General features: G+C 38.0%; 12 protein-coding genes and 3 pseudogenes. 9 read left to right on the top strand and 6 right to left on the bottom strand.

From position 1 onward, the window contains the following. Positions 1-127 precede the first annotated feature (127 nt). Positions 128-1,135 (bottom strand): sensor histidine kinase, encoded by a 1,008-nt coding sequence (locus ACFO3P_RS10485; protein ID WP_042532968.1) that lies wholly within the window; start codon positions 1,133-1,135, stop codon positions 128-130. After that, the gene (locus ACFO3P_RS10480; RefSeq protein ID WP_042532966.1) at positions 1,122-1,823 is read right to left on the bottom strand and encodes a response regulator transcription factor; all 702 of its coding nucleotides are present in this window, start codon (positions 1,821-1,823) and stop codon (positions 1,122-1,124) included. Before ACFO3P_RS10480 ends, ACFO3P_RS10485 begins: the two co-directional genes overlap by 14 nt. Before the next feature lie 357 nt (positions 1,824-2,180). On the opposite strand from ACFO3P_RS10480, the gene ACFO3P_RS10475 reads away from it, so the two are divergent. The 4 genes from ACFO3P_RS10475 to ACFO3P_RS10460 all read left to right on the top strand — a co-directional run bounded on the left by ACFO3P_RS10475 (position 2,181) and on the right by ACFO3P_RS10460 (position 4,834). Continuing rightward, positions 2,181-2,672: an RNA polymerase sigma factor gene (locus ACFO3P_RS10475; protein ID WP_193063893.1), complete on the top strand. Its 492-nt coding sequence runs from the start codon at positions 2,181-2,183 to the stop codon at positions 2,670-2,672. After that, positions 2,669-3,352 carry a zf-HC2 domain-containing protein gene (locus ACFO3P_RS10470; RefSeq protein WP_193063894.1) on the top strand — a complete coding sequence of 228 codons (684 nt, stop codon included), beginning with the start codon at positions 2,669-2,671 and terminating at the stop codon, positions 3,350-3,352. Before ACFO3P_RS10475 ends, ACFO3P_RS10470 begins: the two co-directional genes overlap by 4 nt. 160 nt (positions 3,353-3,512) lie before the next feature. Further along, positions 3,513-3,986 (top strand): AraC family transcriptional regulator, encoded by a 474-nt coding sequence (locus ACFO3P_RS10465; RefSeq protein ID WP_042532958.1) that lies wholly within the window; start codon positions 3,513-3,515, stop codon positions 3,984-3,986. Between the two features lie 287 nt (positions 3,987-4,273). Next, complete coding sequence (locus ACFO3P_RS10460; protein WP_193063895.1) at positions 4,274-4,834, top strand: biotin transporter BioY; 561 nt, start codon at positions 4,274-4,276, stop codon at positions 4,832-4,834. A gap of 148 nt (positions 4,835-4,982) precedes the next feature. Here ACFO3P_RS10460 and ACFO3P_RS10455 read toward each other — a convergent pair whose 3' ends face one another. Next, positions 4,983-5,534, bottom strand: a complete 552-nt coding sequence (locus ACFO3P_RS10455) for a recombinase family protein (protein ID WP_042532954.1) — start codon at positions 5,532-5,534, stop codon at positions 4,983-4,985. A gap of 87 nt (positions 5,535-5,621) precedes the next feature. Here ACFO3P_RS10455 and ACFO3P_RS10450 point away from each other — a divergent pair, with 87 nt between their 5' ends. From ACFO3P_RS10450 to ACFO3P_RS10435, 4 genes and pseudogenes are all read left to right on the top strand, one after another. Continuing rightward, positions 5,622-7,058, top strand: coding sequence for a SulP family inorganic anion transporter (locus tag ACFO3P_RS10450; RefSeq protein ID WP_193063919.1), 1,437 nt, complete (start codon positions 5,622-5,624; stop codon positions 7,056-7,058). Positions 7,059-7,073: 15 nt separating this feature from the next. Beyond that, positions 7,074-7,493 carry a universal stress protein gene (locus tag ACFO3P_RS10445; RefSeq protein ID WP_042532950.1) on the top strand — a complete coding sequence of 140 codons (420 nt, stop codon included), beginning with the start codon at positions 7,074-7,076 and terminating at the stop codon, positions 7,491-7,493. A gap of 133 nt (positions 7,494-7,626) precedes the next feature. Next, positions 7,627-8,853, top strand: a complete 1,227-nt coding sequence (locus ACFO3P_RS10440; RefSeq protein ID WP_193063896.1) for a hypothetical protein — start codon at positions 7,627-7,629, stop codon at positions 8,851-8,853. A gap of 133 nt (positions 8,854-8,986) precedes the next feature. Then, positions 8,987-9,493 (top strand): annotated as a pseudogene (locus tag ACFO3P_RS10435) (ArsB/NhaD family transporter); the annotation flags it as partial. A gap of 220 nt (positions 9,494-9,713) precedes the next feature. On the opposite strand, the gene ACFO3P_RS10430 reads toward ACFO3P_RS10435, so the two are convergent. Further along, the gene (locus tag ACFO3P_RS10430) at positions 9,714-11,198 is read right to left on the bottom strand and encodes a hypothetical protein (RefSeq protein WP_042532946.1); all 1,485 of its coding nucleotides are present in this window, start codon (positions 11,196-11,198) and stop codon (positions 9,714-9,716) included. Between the two features lie 195 nt (positions 11,199-11,393). Here ACFO3P_RS10430 and ACFO3P_RS10425 point away from each other — a divergent pair. Next, positions 11,394-11,630, top strand: a pseudogene (locus ACFO3P_RS10425) (ArsB/NhaD family transporter); the annotation flags it as partial. On the opposite strand, the pseudogene ACFO3P_RS10420 reads toward ACFO3P_RS10425, so the two are convergent. Both ACFO3P_RS10420 and cyoE read right to left on the bottom strand, forming a co-directional pair. Continuing rightward, positions 11,625-11,969, bottom strand: a pseudogene (locus ACFO3P_RS10420) (ArsB/NhaD family transporter); the annotation flags it as partial. The pseudogenes ACFO3P_RS10425 and ACFO3P_RS10420 sit on opposite strands and share 6 nt — an antisense overlap. A gap of 197 nt (positions 11,970-12,166) precedes the next feature. Next, positions 12,167-13,084 (bottom strand): heme o synthase, encoded by a 918-nt coding sequence (cyoE, locus tag ACFO3P_RS10415; protein ID WP_042532942.1) that lies wholly within the window; start codon positions 13,082-13,084, stop codon positions 12,167-12,169. Between the last annotated feature and the right edge of the window lie 238 nt (positions 13,085-13,322).

Below are 13,322 nucleotides of genomic sequence, written 5' to 3'. Positions count from 1 at the left end.
ACTACAATTTCCTCCTTATTTTCCTTTGTTCCCTACTTTACCTGTCTAAGGTGACGGGATGGTGACAATAACAGTGACAATATTGTCACTTATGATGACATAACCTGCTGATAAAGTGAAACTTCATTTAGCGAGCTGCTTCTCCCTGATAGAATTTAATTAAAAAAGTGGTTCCTTTTCCAGATTCACTTATTACTTCAATATCTCCCTGCTGATTAGCAACAATCGAATAAGCCATCGCCAAACCAATACCAACACTGCCATCAGCCGCCTGACTTCCTTTATAAAAACGTTTAAAAATATGTGGAAGCTCTGCTTTCTCGATACCTTTGCCATTATCATTAATTCGTATTTCTGTAAAAATAGCATTTTCCTCATAAGAGATGGAGACTTTTCCGCCATGCGGGGTGTGTTCTATTGCATTCTTTAAAATATTAATACAAGCCTCTTTCGTCCAATTTTTATCGCCTATAAAAGTCACCCCCGGCTTTTCTTCTATCTCCAGCTCTATCTCCTTCAGCTCCACAGGAATCTCCATTGGTGCAACAACTTCTTGTATAAGCTGGTCCACTTCAACCTTTTCCTTGCTGAATAAAGTAGTTCCCGCATCGATTTTGGAAAGCTTTAATAACGAGGATACAAGCCATTCCATCCGTTCTAATTGCCTGCGAATATGATATGTAAATTCATGCCGCTTTTCCGTCTCGATATTCGGATTGCTTAATAAATCAGCCATTACGGTCATCGAAGTCAGCGGCGTTTTGATTTGATGAGAAATATCGGAGATTGCATCCGTGAGTTTTTCTTTATCCTTCTGCAGCCCTTCCTGCTGTTCAGATAGCATCCGGGTCATTTTATAGATTTCATTTTTTAATATACTGAGGTCCCCTTCTCTATTATCCCGGACATCGAGCGCGGTATCTCCTGCCATAATTTTTCGTAAATAACCGGATAACTGGATAATCCGCTGATAGCGCCAGGCCATCCATACCATATAGCAACTCGCCAGGCTCCCGCCCACAATCACAATATAGACAGCTGTGACAGGAGAATGCATATATCCTAATAGCATGCCGATTCCTAAAATCAATACCGTGGAAGTGAGAAAAAAACAGATTTCTTTATTTCGTAACATCTTCTGCCGCCATTCTGTATCCCAGCCCTCTGACTGTTTCTATGATTGCCGGCTGCTGCGGATTATCTTCAATTTTCTTTCGAAGCCGTTTAATATACACCGTAAGCGTATTATCGTTGACAAACTCGCCAGCCACATCCCATATCTGTTCCAGCAGCTGTTCCCGAGACAATATCTGCCCGCGGTGGTTGATAAAAATCATCAACAGCCTATATTCCAGTGCGGTTAATGCAAGTTCTATATTTGCTTTATATACTTTTCCTTCTAACGGAAATACCTCCAGCGAATCAAGGTGGACAGAATCCTTCTCCTGCGTGTTATTTTTTTGATAACGCCTGAGCACGGTTTTAATCCGTGCACTTAATTCACGTATACGAAATGGCTTGGTAATATAATCATCTGCCCCTATATCCAGTCCCATTACCACGTTCACTTCATCATCGGCAACGGTTAGAAATATAACCGGGACATCTGCACTTTCTTTGACACGCCGGCATAAATCATAGCCGCTGCCATCAGGCAAAGATAAATCAAATAAGCATAGAGAAATGCTGTCTATCTCTGTGTCTATCCTTTCCTCTGCTCCTTGCGCATGATGACAGACGATTACTTCATAGCCTTCTTGGCTTAGGGAATACTCCAAGCCGGAAGCAATTGTTTTATCGTCTTCTACAATGAGTAATTTCATAGCTGTCCCTCCATTTATCTGTTTCATTGCTGTTAACTGATATCTATGGTCATTATACAAATGAATTTCAAGAATTTATAGGATTAATATATATTTTCCACTTTTCTTTTAATATGTTCTATGAACGATGAGACTGTTTTTGATTCGTTTGTTTATCATTTAGAGACCTATTATTCTCCCGATACAGCTGTGTTCCCTCTATTTAGACCTGCTGCTCATTGTTTACAGAAGAAGGTAAATAGCAGAAAATAATAGAGTTGGAAAAAAATATTGTAACGAATCAGTAAATTCTTGGATATATAGATGATTAAACATTTAACAATCATTAATTAGATTACCATTGAGAGGAGGTAAAAAGTGAACACAGAGGAGGTTTATCAGGAATATGGAGACTTTATTTTTAAATACTTATTAACACTGACCAATAATAGTCAGACGGCTGAAGAACTGACGCAAGAAACATTCTATCAGGCTATTAAATCCATCGATAACTTTCATAACAATGGAAGAGCTAAATTTTCTACCTGGCTGTGTGCTATAGCAAAAAATGTCTGGTTACAAGAACTGCATAAGGAAAAGAAAAGGAAACAATTAGAAGAATCGCTCCAGAATGAGGATACGCTATCTTATCATTTGGAGGAAGAATATTTTAAGAAGGAAAATAAAATCAATTTTTTCAAGCAAGCCCATCAGCTTGATGAGAAAAAGCGTGAAATTATTTATCTCAGGCTGCTGGGGGATTTATCTTTCAAAGAAATAGGATTGATTTTCGGAGAATCAGAAAACTGGTCCCGGGTAACATTTTATCGAGCTAAACAACAATTACGAAAGGGTGGCCAAAAGGAATGAACCATAGTGTCTTCAAAGATTTAGTACCTAGTTATATTGAAAACCTGACAAGTGATGAAACAAATAAACAGATGGAAGAACATATGGAACAATGTGCGGAGTGCCGGGAATACTTTAAAGAAATGCAAGAGGATTTGATAGTAGAACACACCCATGAGCAAAAAGATGAGAAAAGAAATATTGATTATCTGAAAAAGGTTCGGTCAAAAAACAGAAGAAAGATTTTCATGATAACAGGATCGCTGCTGGCACTATTTCTTCTTCTATCTATTGGTTATTATTTCCTTTTTGTCCATATGTGGATAGCAGATGAAAATAATGTGGAAACAACCATTCAGCAGCAGAATCAAACAACTACGCTGACTTTTCAATCAAAAAATGATAACCGCTACCTTTTAGCCATGCTGCAGCCAGGAGATAAAGAGTATATTGATACAATTATTATCTATGAAAATTGGAATATCCTTGCAGATACGAAATTAAATTATTTTTCAGAAGTGGCAAGTAATCACCAAAATGGAAGTGAGATTACGTATACATTTTTAGATGAAAATACGTTATTGCTACCTGATGGAACAGAAAAGAAATTGACAGAGGAAGATATAATACACATTCAATATAAAGACCGTACGAAAGAAATACAATTAAAGGATTTATACAACGCAGAAAATAATAATTAATTGGAGAGAATCGTCATCAGATAACCTTTCACCTAAAAATAATAAAATTTCAAAATATCATTTTTAAAATTATTTTAAAACTCTGGTTGTTTTTCATTTTAAAGGGACTTATGATGTTCATAGACGCCGGCGTACTTATATTTTTAGGAGAATGTTTATTATGAAATTAGAACAAATTTCAGATCTGCCAATTGTCTATATGCGGAGAACTGGTGCATACGGAGAGGAAAATAATCAGCTAATGGCTAGATTTAAGCATTGGATGACCTATAACAATGTTTCAAAGGGTAATTTATTGACAGATAATGCAGTTGTATTAGGTATTATTTGGGACAATCCAGCACATGTTCCTCCCGAGGCGTGCAGATACGATACAGCGCTTGTATTGTCTGCCCAACAGGAAATAACTGATGAATGTGTCCAACAGGCTATTTTACAAGGCGGCAGCTATGCTGTTTTCACTATTGAACATACTCAGGAAGCAATGAACAGAGCATGGCAGGTTATTTTTTCTGAATTAGCTGGTGCTGGCTATCAGTTAGATGAGACAAGACCGATTTTGGAGCGGTATATGCCTTTCATGCTTGAAAAACATGTTTGTGAAATTTGCTTGCCTATCCAGAATAGAATCTAAAAGAAGAGGCTTTTTAATGTGTGAATACTGGCTTTACTATAACTAAATTTGATATAGAAATATAATTATTCTCTAGAATTAAGGATTAAATTAAATTTCATTCCTCAGTAGTTTCCCTCTGTCCTTATACATAGCCTTGTTACTGCTTTTGAATATAAGGAGAGGTTCTCCTGAGGATTTATTATATTTCCGCATTTCATTGTCACCCATTTTAAAATAATGGTTGACAATTAAGTATATATTCCCTTATTCTATTAATATCAAAACTAGAAAGCGTGGGAATAAAATTGAAATTAAGAGATATGATGTTTATGTCGCTATTCGCAGCAATCGTGGGGGTTCTGGCTATTTTCCCTCCTATTCCCGTTCCTTTTATTCCTGTACCGATTGTGGTACAGACGCTTGGCATCATGCTTGCAGGCGGAATATTAGGAGCAAAACGAGGCGGACTCAGTGTCTTGCTTTTTGTTTTTCTCGTTGCGGTAGGAGTCCCCTTATTAACCGGCGGACGCGGCGGTTTAGGCGTGCTTATCGGACCGACGGGAGGATATATTATATCCTGGCCGATCGCAGCATGGATTATCGGGTACTTAACAGAAAAAAGTTTTCGTCACCTGACCTATTGGAAGCTCGTATTAATTACAACCTTTGGCGGGGTTATCATTGTAAATATTATCGGTGTTACCTATTTATCTATTTTATCTAACCTTCCATGGGGACCGACCGCTATTTCTGCCTTGGTCTTTTTACCAGGAGACATTTTAAAAGCACTGATTGCCAGCGCCGTTATTATAAAAATCACTCAGGTGTATCCTCTGATTGATAGGAAAAAGCGTGTTACATATTAAGGTGAAAAATACTTGGACAATAAACGATTAGAAATAGCATCTTTTAGGCAGAAAACAAAATTAAATTAGAAAACCTGACGCAGGAAGATATTGGACTAGAAGAACCTCATCTGCAAATATCAATAGATAGCTCCAATATCTTCCCAAATCAATTTTCCCCTTCAAATGATTCCAAATAACGATAAAGCGTTGACTTACTTATCCCTGTTTCATTTTTAATATCAAATAATTTAAAGCCATCCTGATACATCGCAATCGCCTTTTTAATATTTTCATCCGATTTCTTAGGACGCCCAATGGTTTTCCCCTGCTGCTTCGCCTCATACATCCCTTGCGTTGTAGATTGTTTAATACTGTCTGATTGGAATTGCAGAATATATGCCATCATGTCCTGTAAATGAATGTTTAGCAGCGTATCACTTTGAATATCCTCATTCAGAAAATGGATTTTCACATTATCTTTTTCACATACTTTTAATACTTCCATCAAGTGGTGAAAGGTATCCGCTAAGGCAATCATTTTTTCTACAAGGATACTGTCTCCTGATTGCATCTCCATCAATAGATTCTCCAGCTGGATTCGTTTTTTCGGCGTTCCATGTGCTTCTTGAAAAATCCGGTCACATTTTCCCTTTAAAGATACTAGTTGATTTTGAGAATGTTTATCGTTATATAACGGTCTTGTATAGCCATATATCATATTATCCGCTCCTATTTATTTCCCTGAAGGGTTCCTTTTTGGGAAAGTTAGTGCTACAATGTGAAAAGAATTTTAGAAAAGGAGTTTATCATGCAAACTTTAAAACAACAATGGTTCGGTAATATCCGGGCTGACATCTTATCCGGCATTGTCGTTGCGCTCGCTCTTATTCCGGAAGCAATAGCTTTCTCCATCATAGCAGGTGTTGATCCAATGGTCGGATTATATACCTCATTTATTATTGCTGTAGTCATTTCTTTTGCCGGCGGCCGGCCGGGAATGATTTCCGCAGCTACCGGAGCAATGGCATTACTTATGGTTCCGCTGGTCAGAGATTATGGTCTCGACTATCTTTTGGCAGCCACCATTTTAACAGGTATTATTCAGCTTATCTTTGGTATTTGCAAGGTTGCTAAAGTCATGAAATTTGTTCCAAATGCCGTCATGATTGGCTTTGTCAATGCATTAGCTATTTTGATTTTTATGGCCCAGCTGGAGCATTTTATCGGTATATCGACCATGACTTATCTATTTGTGGGGATTACGTTAATCCTATTATATACTTTACCACGGTTTATCAAAGTAATTCCAGCTCCATTGATTGCTATTGTCGCATTAACATCCATTGCCATATTCAGCGGCGTCAACCTTAATACAGTAGGGGATCTTGGAACAATCACTCAGACACTTCCGTCTTTTTTTATTCCGAATGTACCGTGGACATTTGAAACGCTGCAAATTATATTTCCATATGCGTTATCCATGGCGATTGTCGGGTTGCTGGAAACCCTGCTTACCTCACAGATTGTCGATGATATGACTGGAACGGAAAGCAATAAAAACGGGGAAGCGCGCGGGCAAGGAATAGCCAATTTTATTACCGGATTCTTTGGCGGAATGGCCGGCTGTGCGATGATCGGCCAGTCGGTGATTAATGTAAAATCTGGCGGGCGCGGACGTTTATCTACGTTCATTGCCGGTATTTTTTTAATGTTTCTCATTATTGTACTGGGTGATCTGGTTGTTCAAATCCCCATGCCTGTTTTAGTCGGCATTATGATTATGGTAAGTATCGGAACATTTGATTGGAGCTCCTTTAACTATTTAATAAAGGCTCCACGTACAGATGCCATCGTGATGTTAACTACTGTTATCATCGTCGTCTACACCCATGATTTATCCAAAGGAGTTCTTGCCGGAGTGCTGTTAAGTGCTATTTTCTTTGTAATAAAAATTTCAACTGTTAAAATTTCCAAAGACGGTAATCGTTACAGCATTCATGGGCAGCTCTTTTTCGCTTCCATCGATGGATTTGTTGATTACTTTAAAAAAGCGAATATCCAGAGTAAAAAAATCCAGATTGATTTCTCTGACAGCCGCGTTTGGGATGATTCTGGTGTCGGCGCCATTTTAAAAGTATCGGAACTGTTAAAATCCAAAGGAATTCAGGTGGAGCTTGTCGAACTGGATAGTTCAAGTAAAAAAATAATGGATAAATTAAATGGGGTTCTATCCTCACATTAAAAGGAGAGATATTTCATGTATAAACATATCTTACTTGCTTCAGATGGTTCAGAAAACGCGGTGCGTGCTGCTCAAGAAGCGGTTAAAGTGGCTTCATTTGATAAAGAATCCGTTATTGACGTGGTGTATGTCATTGATATTGAAAAATCAAAGTCAGATGTTCTCCATGCAAATTCCAGTGAAGCCGTTGACTTAGAACGCCGTAAAAAGAATTCGAAAGTCATCCAGGTTCTAAACCAGGCAAATGCAGCCTATCAAACAACGATTCTGCGTGGAAAGCCCGGTCCCGAAATTGTTCAGTACGCCAATCAGCAAAAAGTAGATATGGTTATCATCGGCAGCCGCGGTTTAAATACGCTTCAGGAGATGGTTTTAGGAAGTGTCAGCCATAAAGTGATGAAGCGGGTGAACTGCCCGGCGCTGATAGTAAAGTAATCTAATACAGCAGCTGATGTTTTCAACTATGCCACTATGACCAAGGGTTAACAAATAATGAATTGTAGGATATAATTATTTTTCGATATTTAATTAGCAAAAGAATTAATTTTCAAATAAAGGATGGAATTGGATGAAAAAAAGATTTTTTTACGGTCTGATAATTATTTTATTTGTTATCCTTGCCGGGTGCAGCGATTCAGAGGAGCAGTCGGATAAAACTGCTGACAAAGCTTCTGATGACGAAACAAAAGAAACCACAGAAGACAATAGTGAATTAACAGAACAACTGAAGAAAGAACTGGATGAATTAGATGATGGGCTGCCGAGGGACGCAGCGGAATTCTTACTGGAGGAATTCGGAGAAACTGCCAACGTGGATTCCACACTCGTTTCAGATGATTTTTATATACTGGATAAACGAGAAGCTGATGGTAAGTTAATGCGATTTTATGAGGAACCGCGTCATTTAGTGTCTGAGATTGCCCAATATGATGATGACGGAGGAGAGACAAACGGGCTGTTTGTAAACATGCTGGGAGATATCGAAGCAGATTCGGAAACAACTTATATAGAACGTTTAAAGGATACGAAAAAAATACTTGATTTTTTATTTGCCTATAGTGATCAGGAATATGATATTCATACAGTGATATGGTCCTATCCGATAAAAGGTCATGCCGCTATGGAGCAATATGGAAGTATCAGCAGCACCATCATAGCCGAGAGAATAACAAGAGAGCAATATGAAAATGAATGGGAATCCGTTGATTTTGATCATATAACGATGGATGAGATACGTGATATGGAAAATACACCGATTGTCGATAATAGTCTGCTCTACCCTTTTACAGACCGGCTTGACCGGCACGATGTTCTCGGGCAGACATATGAAGTTAATGATTTAAGTGTTACGCTGGAAGAAGCAGAAAGATTAGATGAATATGACGGTGTATCTATTGATGAATTTTGTGCTGCAGAAGATGAAGATCGTAGCTGCAATTCTTTTATAAAAGCAAACTTTGTCATTAAAAATGACCGTGATTATGATATGGCTGGTTTTTCAACATTTTTGTTTGGTTTGAGCTGGACAATGGATGATGGTCAGATCCAAGAGACCTCTCCCTTAACTGATACAGCGAATGGATTTGATTTCCCCAATTTGGAGTATGATATTTTTCTACCTTCCGGTGAGGAGAGAGCGTTTGAGGTAGTCTTTGCTGACTATAATGATGTTGAGCACGTAACCATCAACTTTAACAACTATGTATTTGATGAGGTTAATAACACCAGCAATGATTCGATGGGGCCGATGGATCAAGACCTTAATTTGTCCTGGCTGCTGGAAGAAATTTTATAAAACATATAAGGATAGGTTTCACTTTTCTCCTCGTTTAAGTGTAAATCTATCCTTTTTTTGATAAAATGAAAGTCTGTATTTTTAATAATTTGTATAAGTTACATTTCAGTTAATTAAAATAAAGGAGATCACCATGACACCTACGCTTATACTTGCACTTATTATTTTTTTCATCACACTTATTTTCGTCATTTGGCAGCCTAAAGATTTAAATATTGGCTGGTCTGCAACAGGCGGAGCAATTCTTGCCATTGTATTTGGAGTTGTCGAATGGAAGGATGTTCTGGAAGTAGTTGGCATTACCTGGAATGCTACCTTAGCCTTTGTGGCCATTATTTTAATCTCCTTAGTTTTAGATGAGATTGGCTTATTTGAATGGTCTGCACTGCATATGGCGAAAGCAGCCAAAGGAAACGGCCTGAAAATGTTTATTTACGTCGGTACATTAGGCGCAATCGTAGCCGCGTTATTTGCCAACGACGGAGCAGCCCTTATCCTGACACCAATCGTACTGGCTATGGTTCAGCACCTGCATTTTAAAGCACATATGATTTTTCCGTTTATTATCGCCGGAGGATTTATTGCTGATACAACCTCCCTCCCTTTTATCATTAGCAATCTGCTGACAACTCCCACAGCTAAAGCAGTGGGGTTCTAAGGTACTCATACACTTCTTAACAGTGCCCTGATCTTTCTATAAAAAAGAGTTTCCACTGAAATACTGATGTATATTCTCTTAAAACATTTACGGACGTATTGCGAGGTTGCAAGGCACTTCACCAAGTCAGCCTGAAAAGACCTCTTGTGTGCTTGTCGTTCCGCTTCTCTTGGACGTTGTCATGACCAATCAGGTTTGTTTTTTAAGCGATAAACGAAAGTATTGTTTTACTTCCCTTCTGTTTTAACCGTTCTATTTCAGAATGATGCAGTTCTATAAAACGATTCCATTTAGCATGGCATAAATCGATATCAACAGCATCAAGGGTTTCATTTGTATTAGCTATTAAAAAGGCGCTATATAAATCACGTTGTATACGAAATTCTCCAAAATCATTCCAACGTTCTGAAAGTTGTTTCTTCTCGTATTTTCCTGTTACATGATTAAACTGACTAGCTTTGATGGCATAAGTATCTACCTTCTTCATCTCAATTTTCCGATAATTCAATTTTCGTTCTATAATAGTGAGCAGCATTGCGGGGGCGCGCTTAGCAATGGATTTTCCAAACCGTTTTTTTTGATTAATCTTTCCGTTCGTGTTATTTCGTGTCGTATTTTTCGCGCGTTTTTGTAATGATTGAAATCGCATGGTTTCTACTCGAATATCGGAACCAAGAGAAAGTATATCGTTTGCTAGTTTCTCATGAGACATTTTTCGCCTGCCAGCAGCTTTGCGATAGTGTTCTTTCTGTTTTTCACGCAGCCTTTCATATCTTTTGGAGTAATTCCAAGTTAATCTGCCTTTTTTGATGGTTCCATTTTCATGAAAGTTGTTCGGATTGGTGCTTCGTTTAGACCTATCCATTTTGCGTTGGATTCTTCTTAGTTCTTTTTCATCATGGTGACACGCTGGAGCAAGTTCACGAAGTTCGACTTGGTTGTCACTGCTAATCGCAATCGTAGATGTACCAATGTCTAATCCAATACGTTTTGTTTCGTCATTAGCAACTTTTCTATTTCTTTTGGCTGGTGGATAACCTTCTTGAATAAGTTGAACAAAATAGCGTGTTTTTCCACGGATTTCTCTTTTTAGAATACGCACATATTTTGTTCTGTCCTTAAGAGCTAAATGGGCATATTCATCATCATCCTTAGGAGAAACCGGCATGCACAGCCAATTTTTTGGTTTAGGTATTCTCTTGGTTGGTTTATCGCCCCAAAGAATTTCTCCTTCTCTATATCTCAATCCAGTTTGGTTTGATTTGTTTTCTATAGAAATATCATCGTTTGCATGTTTGAAATGTACTTTTTTGGCTTTTCCAAAATGAAGCTTTTCAACAGTTTGAAAAGCCCTTGTTGCTAGTTTCTGAGCCTCCAAACTGCCAATGTGTTCTTTGAATTTATGTTGGGCTTTCTTTATAAAATGATGGATTCCATATGCAGAAAAGCCATATTCTAAACGGATATCCGCTAATTTCTTTTGACGTTCTTTCGATTTAGGTTCATTCAGCAATGCGCGATAACGCTTATCACTTTTCACTGTTTTATGTCGTTTCAGAGCTTCCCCCAGACAAGCATTATAGAGCATTCTTGCGATGTTGAATTTCTTTTCCAACCGATGCTGTTGCCAAAGGGGTATATGCAAAGGAAATTCAATCGTATAACTTGGTGTATGCTTTCTTGTCATAGGTCCCACTCCCCTCTCGTTTCGTTATTTCGGTTTCGTCTTCATACGAACTGTCGTTCCGTTCATTGTATCAAACAAACGTTCTTATTAAAAGCTATTTTCTATAAAAAAGGAATTCATTTTATTTAAATTTTAAGATCATCTCTCTATCATCCCACCTCTAAAGTAAAAAGATATGATTTATCCAAATTAAAGGAACCAGCGGAAGCAATCAAGGATAGGTAGCTCTTTCGTTTATCCTGGTATGTTCTTGGCTTATTAATTATTGGATACTTTACAAGTGAATGGATACATATTCCTGTTTCCATCATTGCCGGCTTGATTGCAATGATTTTTATACTTTTAGCAAGACGCAGTCCGGCTGTCCATGCAAAGAATGTAATTACAAACGCTCCATGGAATATCGTTATCTTTTCTATTGGTATGTATGTCAATCTTAAAGTACTCTCCCCATAGTATTTTTATCCCTTTTTGTGACAGCACATGCAGCCAGACCAAGGTAGCGAGCGAGCCTATCGGCGTAATTTTCGGCCCTAAATCAGATCCGATGACATTTGCATAAATAAGTGCCTCTCTTAGAATCCCCGTTGTATTTGTTTCCGCTATAGCAAGCGCATCAATCATCACCGTAGGCAAATTATTCATTACAGATGACAGGACTGCTGCGAGAAAGCCCATGGCAAACGTGGCAGCGAATAATCCTTGATCAGCAGCAGCCTGAATCAGGACGGCAAGGGCGGAGGTGAGGCCAGCGTTTCCCAATCCATATACATTGGTATTATTTTAACTTTCCCTATTCTCTTTATTACGCTGCTCGGACTGTATCTGACTCTGGTTATTTTTTAAAAAATCCGCTAATAAGAAATCCAAACACCTTCAAAAAAGTGTTTGGATTTCTTATTAGATTCAACAATTTCTTTTCAAAAGAGCAGCTTTTTTGATGAATCAATTTCATATTTTCATTTACACTACAATTTAAAAATAATCCCCATCAACGAATAAATAATCACGGTTGAAAAAACAACCGTCATATGAATCAAGGAATAAATAAACATTGATTTTGCCCATTTTTCTGAGTCCATTCGCTGATAGCCAAAAACACTCAACATAAGCCAGCCGAGACTCATTATAAGAGATACAAGCATCAGCCCGACACTTAATGAGCTCAATAAAAAGCTGATACCAAACATCACGATTAAATAAATATTCGTCTGGATATAAGTCCGTCTGACTCCTTTTACAACAGGAAGCATCGGAATTCCAGCTGCTTGATACTCCTCATGTCTTCGAATTGCGATCGAATAAAAATGCGGCATTTGCCAAATAACTGCAATAACAAAAAGACCTAAAATCGCCGGATGCGTAATATCCGGATACATCGCAGCCCACCCGATTAAAGGAGGCATCGCTCCAGAGATACTGCCGATTTCTGTATTATATACGGTTCTCCGCTTACTCCACATCGTATATGGGAAAACATAAAAAAACAGTCCCAGAAAGCCTAATAGCCCTGCCAGCGGTGTTGTCAAACAAAGCAGGATAATTCCAGCTACAGCCATGATGATACCGAGCCATAGCACTGTTCCAGGCTTGATTTCCCCTGTAACTGTCGGCCGGCCTTGTGTTCTTTTCATAATTGCATCGATTTCCCGATCGTATAAATTATTGAAAGCTCCAGCTGCTCCTATCACGAAAATAGAACCTAAAAACGCAAATAAGATTTCCAAGAGCTTGTCTGTAATACTAATCTGGTACGTGTATAAAGACAATGTTAATCCTGCAAACATCGGAACCAGGTTGGAGCGTATAATACCTGTCTTCACTGTTTGCGAAAGTATCTTTAATAATGGCGTTTTTTGATTTTGTCCATTGATTGTTTCTGCCATTTCGAATCTAATCCCCTTTTAACTATCTATCTGAAATGAATACCTTTGCTTTAAATAAGGATAAAGCAAGAAGTAATAAATTTTAAGCACTATGAAAAATATATACCATACACCATTTTAATTCCAGTGAATTTGTTTGTATAGCAGGTTTTATTAAACAAATTTGTGAACATTAGACGAACGCGTTTTTATAATGTTCTCATTTTTGTTAATGAAATCCTGCCATAGTGGGTTTTAT

The sequence above is a fragment of the Oceanobacillus aidingensis genome, from assembly GCF_042654105.1.
In the GTDB taxonomy this organism is placed as follows: Bacteria; Bacillota; Bacilli; order Bacillales; family Amphibacillaceae; genus Oceanobacillus; species Oceanobacillus oncorhynchi.
This window is presented reverse-complemented; position numbering and strand designations above follow the sequence as displayed.

Coding starts and splice junctions, on each gene's coding strand:
- ACFO3P_RS10430 (WP_042532946.1), bottom strand. CDS start 11,198: ATGACAAGAAAGCATACACCAAGTTATACGATTGAATTTCCTTTGCAT.
- cyoE (WP_042532942.1), bottom strand. CDS start 13,084: ATGGCAGAAACAATCAATGGACAAAATCAAAAAACGCCATTATTAAAG.
- ACFO3P_RS10480 (WP_042532966.1), bottom strand. CDS start 1,823: ATGAAATTACTCATTGTAGAAGACGATAAAACAATTGCTTCCGGCTTG.
- ACFO3P_RS10470 (WP_193063894.1), top strand. CDS start 2,669: ATGAACCATAGTGTCTTCAAAGATTTAGTACCTAGTTATATTGAAAAC.
- ACFO3P_RS10445 (WP_042532950.1), top strand. CDS start 7,074: ATGTATAAACATATCTTACTTGCTTCAGATGGTTCAGAAAACGCGGTG.
- ACFO3P_RS10455 (WP_042532954.1), bottom strand. CDS start 5,534: ATGATATATGGCTATACAAGACCGTTATATAACGATAAACATTCTCAA.
- ACFO3P_RS10465 (WP_042532958.1), top strand. CDS start 3,513: ATGAAATTAGAACAAATTTCAGATCTGCCAATTGTCTATATGCGGAGA.
- ACFO3P_RS10440 (WP_193063896.1), top strand. CDS start 7,627: ATGAAAAAAAGATTTTTTTACGGTCTGATAATTATTTTATTTGTTATC.
- ACFO3P_RS10485 (WP_042532968.1), bottom strand. CDS start 1,135: ATGTTACGAAATAAAGAAATCTGTTTTTTTCTCACTTCCACGGTATTG.